Source organism: Azospirillum sp. A1-3 (assembly GCF_023806445.1).
Taxonomy (GTDB): Bacteria; Pseudomonadota; Alphaproteobacteria; order Azospirillales; family Azospirillaceae; genus Azospirillum.
Map to the genome: position 1 here is coordinate 342,943 of NZ_JAMSLU010000004.1, position 15,412 is coordinate 358,354.

General features: G+C 68.6%; 14 protein-coding genes. 8 read left to right on the forward strand and 6 right to left on the reverse strand.

All coding sequences use genetic code 11. The features are described 5' to 3' along the window. Positions 1-46 precede the first annotated feature (46 nt). Genes M5E06_RS22895 through M5E06_RS22905 form a run of 3 tightly spaced genes read right to left on the reverse strand, consistent with a single transcriptional unit; the run spans position 47 to position 2,680 of the window. A complete protein-coding gene (locus tag M5E06_RS22895) occupies positions 47-1,051 on the reverse strand; it encodes a transketolase family protein (protein WP_252140164.1) in 1,005 nt (334 codons plus the stop codon). Further along, positions 1,048-1,905: a transketolase gene (locus M5E06_RS22900; protein ID WP_252140165.1), complete on the reverse strand. Its 858-nt coding sequence runs from the start codon at positions 1,903-1,905 to the stop codon at positions 1,048-1,050. Before M5E06_RS22900 ends, M5E06_RS22895 begins: the two co-directional genes overlap by 4 nt. Positions 1,906-1,930: 25 nt before the next feature. After that, entirely contained in the window at positions 1,931-2,680 is a 750-nt protein-coding gene (locus M5E06_RS22905; RefSeq protein WP_085091592.1) for an SDR family NAD(P)-dependent oxidoreductase, read from the reverse strand. 207 nt (positions 2,681-2,887) lie between these two features. Here M5E06_RS22905 and gcvA point away from each other — a divergent pair, with 207 nt between their 5' ends. Beyond that, positions 2,888-3,841 (forward strand): transcriptional regulator GcvA, encoded by a 954-nt coding sequence (gcvA, locus tag M5E06_RS22910; RefSeq protein WP_252140166.1) that lies wholly within the window; start codon positions 2,888-2,890, stop codon positions 3,839-3,841. A 2-nt stretch (positions 3,842-3,843) separates the two neighbouring features. Here the strand turns inward: gcvA and M5E06_RS22915 are convergent, their stop codons facing one another. Together M5E06_RS22915 and M5E06_RS22920 are read right to left on the reverse strand one after the other, a co-directional pair. Then, positions 3,844-4,341, reverse strand: coding sequence for a BLUF domain-containing protein (locus M5E06_RS22915; RefSeq protein ID WP_252140167.1), 498 nt, complete (start codon positions 4,339-4,341; stop codon positions 3,844-3,846). Positions 4,342-4,556: 215 nt separating this feature from the next. Beyond that, the gene (locus M5E06_RS22920; protein WP_252140168.1) at positions 4,557-6,860 is read right to left on the reverse strand and encodes a mechanosensitive ion channel domain-containing protein; all 2,304 of its coding nucleotides are present in this window, start codon (positions 6,858-6,860) and stop codon (positions 4,557-4,559) included. A 274-nt stretch (positions 6,861-7,134) separates the two neighbouring features. Between M5E06_RS22920 and M5E06_RS22925 the strand changes: the two genes are divergently transcribed. Then, on the forward strand, positions 7,135-7,443 hold the full coding sequence (locus M5E06_RS22925) for a putative quinol monooxygenase (RefSeq protein ID WP_252140169.1): 309 nt from the start codon (positions 7,135-7,137) through the stop codon (positions 7,441-7,443). Between the two features lie 13 nt (positions 7,444-7,456). Here the strand turns inward: M5E06_RS22925 and M5E06_RS22930 are convergent, their stop codons facing one another. Next, on the reverse strand, positions 7,457-8,044 hold the full coding sequence (locus M5E06_RS22930; RefSeq protein WP_252140170.1) for a TetR/AcrR family transcriptional regulator: 588 nt from the start codon (positions 8,042-8,044) through the stop codon (positions 7,457-7,459). A 156-nt stretch (positions 8,045-8,200) separates the two neighbouring features. On the opposite strand from M5E06_RS22930, the gene M5E06_RS22935 reads away from it, so the two are divergent. The 6 genes from M5E06_RS22935 to M5E06_RS22960 all read left to right on the forward strand — a co-directional run bounded on the left by M5E06_RS22935 (position 8,201) and on the right by M5E06_RS22960 (position 15,399). Next, a complete protein-coding gene (locus tag M5E06_RS22935) occupies positions 8,201-9,424 on the forward strand; it encodes an acetyl-CoA C-acyltransferase (protein WP_252140171.1) in 1,224 nt (407 codons plus the stop codon). Positions 9,425-9,598: 174 nt separating this feature from the next. Next, positions 9,599-10,882 carry a c-type cytochrome gene (locus tag M5E06_RS22940; protein ID WP_252140172.1) on the forward strand — a complete coding sequence of 428 codons (1,284 nt, stop codon included), beginning with the start codon at positions 9,599-9,601 and terminating at the stop codon, positions 10,880-10,882. Then, complete coding sequence (locus M5E06_RS22945) at positions 10,879-11,370, forward strand: (2Fe-2S)-binding protein (RefSeq protein WP_252140173.1); 492 nt, start codon at positions 10,879-10,881, stop codon at positions 11,368-11,370. The genes M5E06_RS22940 and M5E06_RS22945 overlap by 4 nt, the downstream gene beginning before the upstream one ends. Continuing rightward, positions 11,367-13,634 (forward strand): xanthine dehydrogenase family protein molybdopterin-binding subunit, encoded by a 2,268-nt coding sequence (locus M5E06_RS22950; protein WP_252140174.1) that lies wholly within the window; start codon positions 11,367-11,369, stop codon positions 13,632-13,634. The genes M5E06_RS22945 and M5E06_RS22950 overlap by 4 nt, the downstream gene beginning before the upstream one ends. Before the next feature lie 14 nt (positions 13,635-13,648). After that, positions 13,649-14,764, forward strand: coding sequence for an FAD binding domain-containing protein (locus tag M5E06_RS22955; protein ID WP_252140175.1), 1,116 nt, complete (start codon positions 13,649-13,651; stop codon positions 14,762-14,764). A 128-nt stretch (positions 14,765-14,892) separates the two neighbouring features. Further along, a complete protein-coding gene (locus M5E06_RS22960; protein WP_252140176.1) occupies positions 14,893-15,399 on the forward strand; it encodes a helix-turn-helix domain-containing protein in 507 nt (168 codons plus the stop codon). Positions 15,400-15,412: the final 13 nt, after the last annotated feature.

Genomic DNA, 15,412 nt, shown 5'->3' on the forward strand with positions numbered 1-15,412 from the left:
GATGTTTGTTGGTTGGTCGGGTGTGATCGGGTGGACGGATGCCGGGTTACAGCCATCCCTTGATGCTGGCCGCCATGGCGTCGGTGGAGATGCCGTAGAGGTCGTGTAGGGTCGGCAGGGCGCCGGCCTTCAGGAACTCGTCGGGCAGGCCGATCTGGCGGAAGACCGGGGCGACGCCGCCGCGCAGCAGGGTGCCGGCCACCGCCTCGCCCAACCCGCCGATGACGGTGTGGTTCTCCGCCACCACCACCATGCGGCCGGTGCGTGCCGCCTCGCGCAGGATGGTTTCGGTGTCGAGCGGCTTGATGGTGGGGACGTGCAGAACCGCGACGCCGACCTTGTCGGCCTCCAGCAGCTTGGCCACCTCCAGCGCCCGCATCGTCATGATGCCGGAGGAGATCACCAGCACGTCGGCGCCGTCGCGCAGCAGCTTGGCCTTGCCGAGTTCAAACTTGTAATCGTACTCGTCCAGGACCAGCGGGACGTTGCCGCGCAGCAGCCGCATGTAGACTGGGCCGTTGTGGGCGGCCATGGCGGGCACCACCTGCTCGATCTCGTGGGCGTCGCAGGGGTCGATGACGACCATGTTCGGCATGGCGCGGAACAGCGCCAGATCCTCCGCCGCCTGATGGCTGGGTCCATAGCCGGAGGTCAGGCCCGGAAGGGCGCAGGCGATCTTGACGTTGCGGTTCTCCTCCGCGATCGTCTGGTGGACGAAATCGTAGGCCCTGCGCGAGGCGAAGACGGCATAGGTGGTGACGAAGGGCATCATGCCCTCATGCGCCATGCCGGACGCCGCCCCCATCAGCAGCTGCTCCGCCATGCCCATCTGATAGAAGCGGTCGGAATAGGCCTGGGCGAAGATGTGCAGGTCGGTGTATTTGGCGAGGTCGGCGGTCATGCCGACGATCTCGGTCCGCTGCTTCGCCAGTTCGACCAGCGCATGGCCGAAGGGCGCCGGCTTGGTCCGCTGCCCGTCCGCCGCGATCGAGGCGATCATGGCGGAGGTCTTCAGGCGCGGCTTCGCGGTGGTGTTTGCAGCGGTGCTCATGCGGTCCTCCCGGCGTCGAGCGCATCCAGCGCCAGCTGCCATTCGTGCGCGTCGACGCGGATGAAGTGGTTCTTTTCGCGGGCTTCGAGGAAGGGCACGCCCTTGCCCATCTTGGTGTCGCAGATGATCATCCGCGGCTTGGGCTCGGGGTGCGACTTGGCGGCGTCGAAGGCGGCGACCACCGCGTCCATGTCGTTGCCGTCGACCCGTTGGACGAACCAGCCGAAGGCCTCCAGCTTGTCCACCAGCGGCTCGAACGCCATCACCTGGGTGGACGGCCCATCGGCCTGCTGGTTGTTGACGTCGACGATGGCGATCAGATTGTCGAGCTTGTAATGGGCAGCCGACATGATGGCCTCCCATACCGATCCCTCGTCCAGCTCGCCGTCGGAGAACAGCGTATAGACACGGGCAGCGGAATTCTTGCGCTTCAGCCCCAGGCCGATGCCGACCGCGATGCTGAGGCCGAGGCCGAGCGAACCGCCCGACATCTCCATGCCCGGCGTGTAGCTGGCCATGCCCGACATCGGCAGGCGGCTGTCGTCGCTGCCGTAGGTCTCCAGCTCTTCCGCCGGGACGATGCCGGCCTCAATAAGCGCGGCGTACAGCGCGATGGCGTAATGGCCGTTGGACAGCAGGAAGCGGTCGCGCTCCTCCCAATGCGGGTCCTCGGGGCGATACTTCATGGCGTGGAAGTAGGAGACCGCCAGCACGTCGGCGATGTCCAGCGCCTGGCCGATATAGCCCTGCCCCTGCACCTCGCCCATCAGCAGGGCGTTGCGGCGGATGCGGTAGGCGCGTTCGGCCAGCGGCACATTGTGCCCGAGCGGGGTGGTGTCGAGTGCGGTGTCCACGGAAGGTGTCTCCAGCATTTCGGGATCAGTGGATCAGCATGCCGCCGTTGACGTCGAGCGTGGCGCCGGTGATGTAGGAGGACAGCTCCGACGCCAGGAACAGGCAGGAGCGGGCCACATCCTCGGCATCGCCCAGGCGGTTCAGCGGGATGCCCTTCAGGATTTCCGCCCGCAGCTCGTCGGTCAGCTTGCCGCCGGTGATGTCGGTCTGGATCAGGCCCGGCGTCACCGAATTGACGCGGACATTGTCCGGCCCCAGTTCACGCGCCATCGCCTTGGCGAGGCCCAGCACGCCGGCCTTGGCGGCGCTGTAATGCGGACCGCCGAAGATGCCGCCGCCGCGCTGCGCCGACACCGACGAGATGCAGACGATGGAACCCGACTTGCGCTCGCGCATGTGGGGGACGACGGCCTGGCTCATGTACAGCGTGCCGCGCAGGCTGACGTCGGTCACCGCCTCGTAATTCTTCGGGCCGATGTCCATGAACTTCAGCGGCTGGGTGATGCCGGCGTTGTTGACCAGCACGTCGATGCGGCCGAACTCCTCCACCACGCGGGTTGCGGCGGCGAAGCAGGCGTCGCGGTCGGTCACGTCGCAGGCGAAGCCGCGATGCGCCTCTCCCAGTTCGGCGGCGGCTTCGGCCGCCTGGGCGCCGTCGAGGTCCAGGATGATCGCGCGCCCGCCATGCAGCGCGAAAAGCCTTGCGGTCGCCCGGCCGATGCCGCGGCGCGACGCGGCGCCGGTGATCACGCAGACCTTGTTGGACAGCAGCATGCTCGCTCCCTCTTGTCGAAGCAGGCTCCGCCGTGGCGGCACAGGGGGTGCCGCGACGGAGCGTCGGTTTCGCTCGGTTGTGGTGATTTCGATCAGGCTGCCGATGATTCGTTCAGCCGATGATTGATGTGATCCTATGATCTTGAGATGAATTCGACAAACGAATAAGATCGCTCATCGATGAGCTGAATTCATCTGAAGGGTGCGATGCGGAAACGGGTCTCCATCAAGGCATTGCAAGCCTTTGAAGCCGCGGCACGGCTCGGTTCCTTCGCGACCGCGGCGGAGGATCTGGGACTGACGCCGTCGGCGATCAGCCATCAGGTGAAAATTCTGGAGGAACAGTTAGGCCTTCCGCTGTTCCATCGTGTTCACCGCGCGGTCACCCTGACCGACGCCGGCCGGAGCTATGCCAACGAGATCATCGGCGCCTTCGCCCGCATGGACGCCGCCACCCGCAACGTCACCAGCACCGGCAGCGGCACGACGATCCTCACCGTCCGGTCGATGCCCAGCTTCGCCACCCAATGGCTGATGCCGCGGCTGAACCGGGTCAAGGCGCTGCATCCCGCCATCGACATTCGCCTCCAGGCCTCGGTCTCGCCCATCGACCTGACGGCGGGGGCGGTCGACGTCGACATCCGCTACAACCCCGGACCGCCGCCAGCCGGCTGCGTGCTGGAGCAGTTTCCGGAGGACATCATCGTCCCGATGTGCTCGCCGGCGCTGGCGAACGGCCTCAACCCGATCCGGGAACCGAAGGACCTCAGCCGCCACGTCCTGATCCATTCGGAGGTCAACATCCTGGGCTGGCGCGACTGGATGCGCCGCCATCGCAGCGTCCATCTGGACATGGAGCGCGGTCTGCGCTTCGACCGCTCCTTCATGGCGATCAACGCCGCGGTGAACGGGATGGGCGTGTGCCTGGACAGCCTGCTGCTCGCCCGGCAGGAGCTTCAGTCCGGCCAACTCGTCGTCCCCTTCCCCACCCACGGGCTGCGGGCGCAGGGGCACGGCTTCGTCACGCTGAAATCGACCGCCGCGTTGCCGAAAATCCAGCTGTTCCGCGACTGGCTGTTCGGCGAGCTGGACGCCGGACGCGAATGGGAGGAGCAGTATCTCGGTTCCCTGGGAACGGTCGGCAGTTCCGCCGAGGATTGACCTCAACGGCGGAGCATGTGGCCGATCCGCGGGATTCTTCCCGGCCTTGCGCCCGCCGGCGGTGGCTCGATCTTCGCCTGCGCACAGGCATACTGATAGGCCATGGCCAGCAGCCCAAGGGCAAAAGCCGGTTCCAATGCCCGGGAGGACAGCAATTCGTCACAGGAGAATCCCCTCCCGAACACGGTTTGCCAGAACACGTCGTCGTCCAGGAACATCACGTTCATCGACCAGGCCCCGAACCGTCGTCGTTCCAGTCCGTTTTCGGAACAGACGATCTCCATATGGTCGTGCCGCGTGTCGCGACGGACCCGACTGAATGTTTCGTCGACTTCGCGGGTTTCCCCTTCGATAGCCTCCAGGAAAACCCCGCCGCATTCGACCATGAACCCGGTGACCCCAGCCTTCCTGTTGTTCCTGGCGGAGGCCAGACACAACTTTTGAATGTCGGTGTAGGAGAGCAGCCTTGTCAGCTGGCTGCGAAAGACGATCTGCAGCATGCCATTTCTCCGCCGGAGAAACTCTGCACTGTTTGGTCACTGACCGATTTTCATTAGACTATTCGAATTGAAAAGCCTGTCACCGCGCAAAAAAGCAGCATCGCTTTCCGTGCGGAAACGACAACGAATGGCTGTTTGCGCACGGATCTTTTGGTCAGGCAGCGTGCGGCCGCGATCCGGCCAGCCTGGGCGGGAAGCGCGGCCGCACGCTGCAGTCACTCCGCGGCTTCGCCATAGGCGCCTGCGCTGGACATCGCATTCGGCGCGATGTGAAGAATGCGTTGCGGAAACGGGATGGCAATCCCCAACTCTCCGAAGCGCTTCTTCATGCGCCCGTTGAATTCGCGGCCGACAGTCCACTGCTGGATCGGCAGGGTCTTGATGCGCGCCTTGATCAGGACGGCGGAGTCCTGGAAGGCATCGACTCCCAGCACCTCCAGCGGTTCCAGGATCAGCGGGGCGAAGCGCTGGTCGGCGCGCATTCCCGCCCCGATCTCGTGCAGCACCGACACCACGCGGTCGACATCCTCCCGATAGGCCACGGTGACGTCGAACACGTAATAGCTGAAGTCCTTGGTCATGTTGGAGATGCTGGTCACCGCGCTGAACGGCACGGTGTGCACCGTTCCGTCAAAATCGCGCAGACGGATGGTGCGGATGGTGATGCCCTCCACCAGCCCGCCCTTGCCACCGACATTGACCACGTCGCCGACCGAGATGGTGTCCTCGAACAGAATGAACAGGCCGGTGATGACGTCCTTCACCAGCGTCTGGGCACCGAAGCCGACGGCCAGACCGACGACTCCGGCACCGGCCAGCAACGGCCCGATGTCCAATCCCAGTTCCGACAGGGTGATCAGCGTCACGAAGGTGAGCAGCACCACCATCAGGGCGTTGCGCAGAAGCGGCAGCAGGGTGCGGATGCGCGCGCTTCGCTGGATGGCATGTCCATAGCGGTCGGTGGTCGCCAGATTCCGCTCGATCACGGCGTTGGTCAGCTCCCAAACCGCAAGCGCGATGGCGGCCACCAGCAGGATGGCGAGGCCGGACGCCAGGAACCGCCAGCCCATCGCCGTTTCCAGTGTCCCGCGCACGTCCAGCCCCCAGGCGTCCAGCACGACCAGTCCGGTCACCGCCGCCAACGCCCAGTGCAGCAGCCGCGTGCCGGGCCTGATGTAACGCTTTATCCGCCGATCGCCCAAGGTGGAACGCTGGCGGTCCAGGCGGAGCCGCAGCGCCGTGGAGCCACGCGCGATCCCGCGCCCGACCATCCGGGCCACCACGACCGCGACCAGCGACACGGCGGTGGCGCGCAGAACGAACCACAACCCACCTTCGACATCGAGCGCCCAGATGCCGAACAATGCGACGATGTAGAGGATGGCAACGGCATGCCAGACATTGGCCAGACGCCGACCGGCGGCGCGAAGAAGGCGGCCGGGGCGCGTCGTCCTCGCCGCCGGCGCCGCGGCCTGCCCATGCTCCACAGGCGGGGCAACGGCCGAAATCTCCCCGCGCAGCCAGGAGGCGACGGCGGCACGGCTTTGCAGAACCAGCGCCGTCAGCATAAGGGCATCGGCGAAGCCGACCAGCTTGACCAGCGTGTCGTAGGACTGCTCGGGCAGCCCCAGCGTGCGCGCCGTCCCGGCTGCGAACAGGCCATAGACGGTGGAGACCGCGATGGCGCGGCTCCACACCAGCAGCCGACGCGCCGCCTCATCGCTCATGGGAATCAGCCGCAGGTTGGTGGAGCGCGGCGACAGCAGCCCCCGCATCACCAGGACCACGACCTGCACGAACAGGCTGGCGTTCAGGAAGGCAATGCCCAACAGCCGCACCGTGCTGGGCGGGTCGATCAACACCAGCACGCCGAAGCCCGCCACGGCGAAGGCGGCGATCGGGGCCAGATCCATCAGCGCACGGACGAGCAGCAGCGGAACCTTGGCGATGGCGGAATGGAACGGCCGTGCCGCCAGGACCGACCGGGGCCGGCGCAGCAGGTGCGTCGCGACCAGCCGGGCGGCATGCCCGCCCACCACGACCAGGGCCAGTTCGGCGAACAGCCAGGCCCATGTCGCCTGCCGCGCCGGGTCCAGCGCCTGCCGCTGCAGCCAGCGCATGCCCTGCGGAGCATTCAGCACCACCTCGCCGGTCGTCCGGACCTCCTGCCCCAAATCGTCCAGGCGCGAGGACAGCAGGGTCAGCAGGCGGGTGCCGAGCCCCTCCGGCTCCCGGTCGGGCTTCACCGCCTGTTCGGCCTGCTGCAAAGCCTTGAGCTGATCGAGCAGCGCCTCGCGCTTGGCCGGGGTCTCCAGCGAATCGATCAGTCGTCCGATCTCTTTCGGGCTTGGGTCCTGCGCCGTCGCGGGCGCAACCGGCGGGGACTGCGCAAAGGCGGAGCCTGCCGTTGCGACGACGGACAGGAACAGGAAAGCGAGGCAGATCAGGGTGATGAAAAGGCGGTTCGTCCGTCCGCGGCGGTCTGCGGGCGCTTGCGCGCTGCATTCGACAAAAGCCATGGTCTCCCGGGGCGTTGGATAAAAACGTGGATGGGCGATCCGAGGACAACAAGCGGGGAAAGCCTCCTGTCACGCATCCACGCGCTCTGGGACGGCATAGCCCGTACGCAAGAACGCCGATCACCAACAGGCCAGGGTGGAGCGTCCGGACGCCGAGGCAGCCGAACCTCGCGCACCGGTGCGGACGCGCCGCGGCGGGTTGCCAGGAACCCGTCCATGGGCCAGTCTGGCCGCAGCCACCGTTCCGTCAGCCACCCACAAGGGAAACACCGCAATGAGCGTTCCGCCAAGCGATCAGGTGCAACTCGTCGCCTATCTTGTCGCCAAGGCCGGTCAGGAGCAGGCATTGGCCGACGCCATCACCGCCATCGTCCCGGCCGTGTTGAAGGAGCCGGGCTGCCTCGCCTACTCCGCCCATGTCGACCGCGAACGGCCCGGCACCATCGTGATGTACGAGGTCTGGCAGGATCAGGCCGCACTCGACACCCATGCCAAGGGCGCGGCCTTCACCGGCCTCGCCGCGCAGTTCGATACGCTGCTGGGCGAACCGCTGCGGATCGAGCTGCTGCGCCGCATCGCCTGACCCGAGCCGCCGGCTATTCGCCGGCCGCTCCCGACCTGCCGAGACTCTCGCGTGCCGCCTCCAGGATCTCCTCCGACAGGGTGGGATCGTCGACGGCGCGCGCGAGGATCAGCGCGCCGACCATCCCCGACAGGGTGGCGAGGGCGGCCTTGCGCTTTGCCTCCGCCGAGCGGCCCGGCACCAGCCGTTGCAGCCTGTCGATGAACGGGCGCAGGCCCCGGGTAAAGGCGCCGCGCACCGCCCCGCCCTGCCGGGACACATCGACGCCGAGCGCGGCAATGGGACAGCCGGCGGCGCTGTGGTCGCGGTGACGCGGCGACAGGTAGCCGTCCAGCAAGGCCGCCAGCGCCTCGTCCCCCGGCGGCGTCTCAGCCGAATAGTTCCAGCGCTCCGCCATCACATCCATCGCGCGGGCACAGGCCTCCGCCGCCAGATCCTCCTTGGACGCGAACTGGCCGTAGAACCCGCCATGGGTCAGCCCGGCTTCCTTCATCAGGTCGGCGACGCCGATCCCATTGAATCCCCGCTCGCGGAACAGCCCGCTTGCCACCTCCACCACCCGGCGCCGGTTCTCCGCCGCCTGCTCCTTGCTCACCCGCATGATGCACCTTCCGTGACCGGACCTTGACCGGTGCCATTCCCGAAAATCGGCTGAAGACCCATTGACAAATTATATGACGTTCATCATCAATTATGCAAACATGACGATCATAATTTAATCCACCCCCGTCGGGATGCAGACCCGGAGAACGCAACCATGCACACCCCTTCCATCCCCTCTTCCAGCCCCTCTTCCAGCCAGGATCCCGTCGTCATCGTGTCCGCCGTCCGCACGCCGCTCGGGCGCTTTCAGGGAGAGCTTGCGGCACTGCCGGCAACCGCACTCGGCGCGCGCGCCATCGCGGCGGCGGTGGAACGGGCCGGCCTGCCGCCCGCCAGCGTCGGCGAGGTTCTGATGGGCTGCGTCCTGCCGGCGGGACAGGGGCAGGCACCGGCCCGGCAGGCGGCCCGCGGCGCCGGGCTTCCCGATACGACGGGGGCCACGACCATCAACAAGGTCTGCGGCTCCGGCATGAAGGCCACCATGCTGGCCCATGACCTGATCCGCGCCGGTTCGGCCGACATCGTGGTGGCCGGCGGCATGGAGTCGATGACCAACGCCCCCTATCTGCTGGCGAAGGCGCGCGGCGGCTATCGCATCGGCCATGACCGGCTGCTGGACCACATGATGCTGGACGGGCTGGAGGACGCCTATGAGGGCGGCCGGGCCATGGGCGATTTCGGCGAGGCGACGGCCGAGGCCTACGGCTTCACCCGCGCCGAACAGGATGCCTATGCGGCCCAAACGTTGATGCGCGCCCGGACGGCGGTGGAAAGCGGCGCCTTCGCGGCGGAGATCGTGCCCGTCGCCGTGCCCGCCAAAGGCGGCGACCGGCTGGTCGGGCAGGACGAGATTCCGCTGAAGGTCTCGCCCGACAAGATCCCGGCGCTGAAACCGGCCTTCCGCCACGATGGGACAATCACCGCCGCCAGTTCGTCCGCCAATGCCGACGGTGCCGCGGCGCTGGTGCTGACCCGTCGCTCGGTTGCCGAAGCCGCCGGCCTGCCGATCCTGGCGGAGATCCGCGGCCACGCCACCCACAGCCAGGATCCGGCGTGGTTCACCACCGCCCCCATTCCGGCGATCCGCAAATTGCTGGACAAGGTCGGCTGGTCGGTGGAAGACGTCGACCTGTTCGAGATCAACGAGGCCTTCGCCGTTGTCGCCATGGCGGCACAGCGCGACCTGGGCATCGCATCCGACCGGCTGAACGTCAATGGCGGGGCCTGCGCGCTCGGCCATCCCATCGGCGCCACCGGAGCGCGGCTGATCGTGACGCTGCTGCACGCTCTGGCGGCGCGCGGACTGACCCGCGGCGTGGCCTCTCTGTGCATCGGCGGCGGAGAAGCCACGGCCATCGCCATCGAGCGCATCGGCTGAGGCTTCCGGGCAGACCGGGCGAACCGAAGCCGCTGGACCAACGGCGTAGGGGCGTGCGGGTTTCGTTCAAAAATCCCGCGCCCATTCTTCAATACGACTGCCGCACACTCCGGCACCCTCCCTGGACTTATCCGCCCGCCCACGACGCATGCGGCGGAGCAGAGGAGGTGCAGCATGAAACCAACGCGATGGGCAGCCGGTGGCGCATTGGCCTGCCTTGCCGGCGTCGGCGCGTTCCTGGGGATCGCCTACCGAAGCGGCCTGCCCACCGTTCCCACGCCCAAGGCCTCCGACTTCCCGGCGGAACTGGTGTCCCGCGGTGCCGCGCTGGCCACGGTCGGCGACTGCATCGTCTGCCACACCGCCGATGGTGGTGTCGCTTACGCCGGTGGCCGGGCATTGGCGACGCCGTTCGGCACGCTCTATTCCACCAACATCACGCCCGATCCGCAAACCGGGATCGGCGGATGGTCGAAGGAGGCTTTCAAACGCGCCATGCGCGACGGGGTGTCGCGTGACGGCCGTCATCTCTATCCCGCATTGCCCTACGACCATTACCGCCGGGTGCATGACGGGGACCTGGACGCGATCTACGCCTTCCTGATGACCCGGCCGGCGGCCTCCGCTCCGGCCAAGGCGAACGACCTGCTCTTCCCGCTGGGCTTCCGGCCGCTGCTGGCCGGCTGGAAGCTTCTGTTCCTGCATCAGGAGGAGTTCACGCCGCGGCCGGACCGCGATGCGGAGTGGAACCGCGGTGCCTATCTCGCCGAAGGTCTCGGCCATTGCAGCGGCTGCCACAGCCCGCGCAACCTTGCGGGCGCCGAGGAGACGGGCAGCAGCGCCTATTCCGGCGGCGTGGCCGAGGGCTGGGTCGCTCCCGCACTGAACGGCGCCAGCCCGGCCGCCGTACCCTGGACGGCCGACAGCCTGTTCACCTATCTGCGCACCGGCGTGGACGGTCGTCATGGCGCCGCCGCCGGGCCGATGGGACCGGTGGTGCATGGCCTGTCCCGCGCGCCGGAGGCCGATGTCCGCGCCATCGCCACCTACATTGCCTCACTGTCGGCAGACCGCGCCGCTCCGAAAGCGCCCTCCCCTCCGGACCGCGCGGCGGAGGCGGCCAAGGCGAACCCGGCCGGCGCCTCGCTGTTCGCCGGGGCCTGCGCCGGCTGCCACGACGGCGGCGCGCCGATGATGACGCAGGGCCGTCCCGGTCTGTCGACGGTGACCGCCCTGCAACTCGACCAGCCCGACAACGCGATCCGCGCCATCCTGCAAGGCATCCACCCGCCGACCGGACCGGCCGGACCGACGATGCCGCCCTTTGCCGCCAGCCTGACCGACGCGCAAATCGCCGACCTCGCCGCCTATCTGCGATCCCGCTTCAGCAACCGTCCGGCCTGGACCTCGCTGGCGACGGCGGCCGCCACGGTCCGCAAGGAGGAGTCCCAGCCATGACCGTCACCCTCACCGTCAACGGCGCCGACCACGCGCTGGACATCGACCCGGCCACGCCATTGCTTTACGTGCTCCGCGACGACCTGGAACTGAACGGGGCCAAATACGGCTGCGGCCTGGGCCAGTGCGGCGCCTGCACCGTGCACATCGACGGCAAGCCCGCCTTCTCCTGCCTGACGCCGGTCGGCGCCGTCGCCGGCCGCAGCATCCGCACGGTGGAGGGGCTGGGCAGCGCGGAAGCACCCGGCCTGCTGCAGCAGGCCTTCGAGAAGGAACAGGCCGCCCAGTGCGGCTACTGCATCGCCGGAATGCTGATGCGCGCGCAGGCCCTGCTCGACCGCGTTCCCGACCCCGACGAAGCGCAGATTCGCGCCCACATGCAGACCAATCTCTGCCGTTGCGGCACCCACATGCGCATCCTGCGCGCCATCCGCCGCGCCGTCGCCATGCGCAAGGGCACCCAAGCGGCGCAGGAGGTGCGGCCATGAGCCCGACCCTGTCATCCGTCTCCCGCCGCGGCTTCCTGACCGGCGGCGCCCTGGTGGTGTCCTTCGCCCTGGCGCCCAGGGCTTTCGCCCAGCTTGCCGGCGGCGGCGAGGGCGGTGCAGGCCCGGCGGTGGTGGCGCCCGACCTGAAGGGCAGCCTGAAATCCACCCCCTGGCTCGACGCCTGGATCCGCATCGACGCCGATGGCCGGGTCAACGTCTTCACCGGCAAGGTGGAACTGGGCCAGGGCATCCGCACCGCTCTGACCCAGGTCGCGGCGGAGGAATTGGACATCCCGGCCGCCGCCATCACCCTGGTCACCGCCGACACCGAACGCACGCCGGACGAGGGGCTGACCGCCGGCAGCCATTCCATGCAGGACAGCGGCACCGCGATTCAGAACGCCGCCGCCAATGTGCGCATGCTGCTGGCGGCCGAAGCGGCACGGGTCTGGGACTTGCCGGCCGATCAGGTCTCCACCGGCGGCAATGGCAAGCTGCGCGCACCGGACGGCAGGTCCCTGCCCTATGGCGAGGTCGCGGCGCGGCTGTCGCTGCATGTGCAGGCGGTGCCCGACGCGCCGCTGCGCCGGCCTTCCGACTACCGCACGCTCGGCCGGGAATTGCCGCGGATCGACATCCCGGCCAAGCTGACCGGCGTTGCCGCCTATCTGCACGACATGCGCCTGCCCGGCATGCTGCATGCCCGTGTCGTCCGCGGTCCCAGCGTCGGCACTAGCCTGCAATCGCCCGATCTCGGCGCCGTCGCCCGCATGCCGGGCGTGGTGAAGATCGTCCGGCAGGGCGGCTTCCTGGCGGTGGTGGCGGAGCGGCAATGGACGGCGATCCAGGCCCTGCGCCACCTGCAACGGGCTGCTTACGCCCGAACACAGCCCCCGCTGCCGGCTGACGGCACCGGCGACGCCGTGGCGGCGACGCTGAAGGCGCTGCCGGCCCGCGACATTCCGATCATGGACACCAGCGAACCGGCGGGGCCGGCGGTCCGCAGCATCAAGGCGCGCTATACCCGGCCCTGGATCAGCCACGGCTCCATCGGACCGTCCTGCGCCATCGCGCAGTATGTGGACGGCACGATGACGGTCTGGACGCACAGCCAGGGCACCTTCGACGTCCGCCGCGTCGTCGCCGAACTGCTCGGCCTGCCGCCGGAGAAGGTCCACGCCATCCATGCCGAGGGCGCCGGCTGCTACGGCCAGAACGGCGCCGACGACGTAGCGGCCGACGCGGCGGTGATCGCCAAGGCCGTGCCCGGCCACCCCATTCGCCTGCAGTGGATGCGCGAGCAGGAGTTCGGCTGGGAACCGCTCGGCCCCGGCATGATGACGGAGCTGGAGGCGGCGCTGGGCGCCGACAACCGCATCGTCTCCTGGCGCCACGCGGTCTGGAGCAACCCGCACAACAACCGCCCGGTCGGAGCCGGCGGCGTGCTGGCCGGCAACGAGGCCGACCCGCCCTTCCCCGCCCCCGAAGGCAAGCCGATCCCGATGCCGGAAGGCGACGGCAGCCGCAACTCCAACCCGCTCTACAGCTTCGCCAACACCCATGTCGTCTATCATTTCCTAAAGGACATGCCGGCGCGCGTCTCCGCCCTGCGGTCGCTGGGCGCGCATCTGAATGTCTTTTCCATCGAAAGCATGCTGGACGAGCTGGCCGCCGGGGCCGGCATCGACCCGCTGGCGATCCGTCTCGACCATATGCGGGACGAACGGGCGCGCGACGTGATGCAGGCGGCGGCCGACCGCTTCGGCTGGTCGAAACGGCCGAGAGGCGACGGCCGGCGCGGCTGCGGCATGGCCTTCGCCCGCTACAAGAATCTCGGCGCCTATTGCGCGGTGGTGATGGAGGTGGAGGTCGACCGCGAGACCGGTCGGACGCGGGTCCGCCGCGCCGTTGCCGCGGTCGATTGCGGCCAGCCCGCCAACCCCGACGGCGTGCGCAACCAGATCGAGGGCGGGCTGGTGCAATCGCTCAGCTGGACCGGGCGGGAGGCAGTGCGCTTCGCCGCCGACCGCCGCGCCAGCTTCGACTGGAGCAGCTATCCCATCCTGCGCTTCGACGATGTGCCGGGCTCTGTCGAGGTGGTGGTGATGGATCGCCCCGGCGCGCCCTTCCTCGGCACGGCCGAGGCGGCGCAGGGACCGTCCGCCGCCGCCCTGGCCAATGCGATCGCCGACGCCACCGGCGTGCGCCTGCGAGACATGCCGCTCAGCCCCGAACGGCTCAAGGACGCACTCGGTCCCCTATGAGAAGGGAAAAGACCATGAAGACCCTGCGTGTGAGGATCGTCGGCGGCTCCGTCGGCGGTCTGTTCGCCGCCGCCCTGCTGCGGCAGGAGGGGCACGACGTCCGCCTCTATGAGCGCTCCAGCGGTGGATTGGCCGGCCGTGGCGCCGGGTTGGTCGGCCAGCGCGACCTGTTCGCCCTGCTGCGCGTGGTGGGGTGCGAGCATGTGGCCCATGTCGGCGTCGTCGCCCACGAGCGCATCTTCCTCGACCGCGCCGGCGAAGTCCGGAACCGGCAGGCGACGCCGCAGATGCAGATCTCCTGGGACCATCTGTACGCCACGATGCGCGGCAAGGTGCCCGACGACGCCTATGTCCTGGGCCGCACCGTCCTGGGGGTGGAGCAGGACGAAGCCTCCGCCAGCCTGCGCTTCGACGACGGCAGCCGGGAGGAGGCCGATCTGGTGATCGGCGCCGACGGTCTGGGCTCCATCGTCCGCTGCGCGGTGGTGGGCAGGCACGCTGCCAACGAGTATGCCGGCTATGTCGCTTGGCGCGGGCTGGTGCCGGAACGTGATCTGCCGGCGGAGGCCGCCATCCTGCTGGACCGCTTCGCCTTCTACGACATGCCGCAATCGCACACATTGGGCTATCTGGTCACCGGGCCGGCGGCGGAGACCGCGGTGGGGGAGCGGCGCTACAACTGGGTCTGGTACCGGCGGGTGGCGACGGCCGACCTGCCGGCGCTGCTGACTGACGCCCAGGGACGCCACCATCCCTATTCGCTGGCGCCCGGACAGGTGCCGAAGACATTGGCTGCAAGGATGCGGCAGGATGCGGCGGAGCTGCTGCCGCCCCCCTTCGCCGCGGCGATCGCGGCGGAGCCCCGCCCCTTCGTCCAGGCCATCTTCGATTACGAGGTGCCGGCGATGACACGTGGTCGGGTGGCTTTGCTGGGCGATGCCGCCTTCGTGGTCCGTCCGCACACCGCGATGGGCGTCGCCAAGGCGGCGGGCGACGCGATGACGTTGGCTCGGCATCTGTCCGCCCACCGGGAGATCGAGACCGCCCTGCAAGCCTACAACGAGGAGCGCCATCCCGCCGGCACCGCCATCGCCGCCTATGGGCGCCGGCTGGGCGCGATGCTGGAGTGAGCCATCACACCAAGGGTTAGCAACCGTAAAGCCATGGCACGGGGCGGGCGACCCCAGCGTGCGATTCCGCGACGCACCCCAGGCCGGCGAAACTCCCTGCACGCCATGTCACGCAGGGAGTCCCCCCGATGCTTCAGCCAGTCGCCACCGATGACAGGACGGTCGCCACGCTGGTGACCCGCGCCCTTGCCGTGCTGGACCATGACCCCAACGGCGCGCGGCTCTGCCTCGACCGGCTCGCCTCCCTGGTTGCGGACCGGCGGAACCAGCCGGCAGCCATCGCCACCCCGTCCCAGCCGAGAGGAGGACTGGCCTCCTGTCAGCTCCGCCGAGTGACCGAACATATCGAGGTCAACATCGCCGGACCGATAAGGGTGGAGACGCTGGCCGCCCTCGTCGGGCTCGGCAGCGGACGCTTCACCGACGCCTTCAAGGCCAGCACGGGCGAGACACCCCACGCCTACATCATCGGACGGCGGGTGAGATTGGCCCAGCGCCTGATGCTGGAAACCGACGAGCCGCTCTGTCAGATCGCCTTTAGCTGCGGCTTTTCCGATCAGGCCCACCTGACGCGCCTGTTCGGCCGGGCAGTCGGCCAGACACCGATGCGGTGGCGCAAGGCGGCGCGGCGTTAGCACGGCGTCGAAC

Excerpts from the sequence above, each read along its gene's own strand:
- M5E06_RS22920 (WP_252140168.1), bottom strand. The coding sequence starts at position 6,860 with ATGGCTTTTGTCGAATGCAGCGCGCAAGCGCCCGCAGACCGCCGCGGA.
- gcvA (WP_252140166.1), top strand. The coding sequence starts at position 2,888 with ATGCGGAAACGGGTCTCCATCAAGGCATTGCAAGCCTTTGAAGCCGCG.
- M5E06_RS22935 (WP_252140171.1), top strand. The coding sequence starts at position 8,201 with ATGCACACCCCTTCCATCCCCTCTTCCAGCCCCTCTTCCAGCCAGGAT.
- M5E06_RS22930 (WP_252140170.1), bottom strand. The coding sequence starts at position 8,044 with ATGCGGGTGAGCAAGGAGCAGGCGGCGGAGAACCGGCGCCGGGTGGTG.
- M5E06_RS22940 (WP_252140172.1), top strand. The coding sequence starts at position 9,599 with ATGAAACCAACGCGATGGGCAGCCGGTGGCGCATTGGCCTGCCTTGCC.
- M5E06_RS22960 (WP_252140176.1), top strand. The coding sequence starts at position 14,893 with ATGCTTCAGCCAGTCGCCACCGATGACAGGACGGTCGCCACGCTGGTG.
- M5E06_RS22955 (WP_252140175.1), top strand. The coding sequence starts at position 13,649 with ATGAAGACCCTGCGTGTGAGGATCGTCGGCGGCTCCGTCGGCGGTCTG.
- M5E06_RS22925 (WP_252140169.1), top strand. The coding sequence starts at position 7,135 with ATGAGCGTTCCGCCAAGCGATCAGGTGCAACTCGTCGCCTATCTTGTC.
- M5E06_RS22895 (WP_252140164.1), bottom strand. The coding sequence starts at position 1,051 with ATGAGCACCGCTGCAAACACCACCGCGAAGCCGCGCCTGAAGACCTCC.
- M5E06_RS22945 (WP_252140173.1), top strand. The coding sequence starts at position 10,879 with ATGACCGTCACCCTCACCGTCAACGGCGCCGACCACGCGCTGGACATC.
- M5E06_RS22915 (WP_252140167.1), bottom strand. The coding sequence starts at position 4,341 with ATGCTGCAGATCGTCTTTCGCAGCCAGCTGACAAGGCTGCTCTCCTAC.
- M5E06_RS22950 (WP_252140174.1), top strand. The coding sequence starts at position 11,367 with ATGAGCCCGACCCTGTCATCCGTCTCCCGCCGCGGCTTCCTGACCGGC.
- M5E06_RS22905 (WP_085091592.1), bottom strand. The coding sequence starts at position 2,680 with ATGCTGCTGTCCAACAAGGTCTGCGTGATCACCGGCGCCGCGTCGCGC.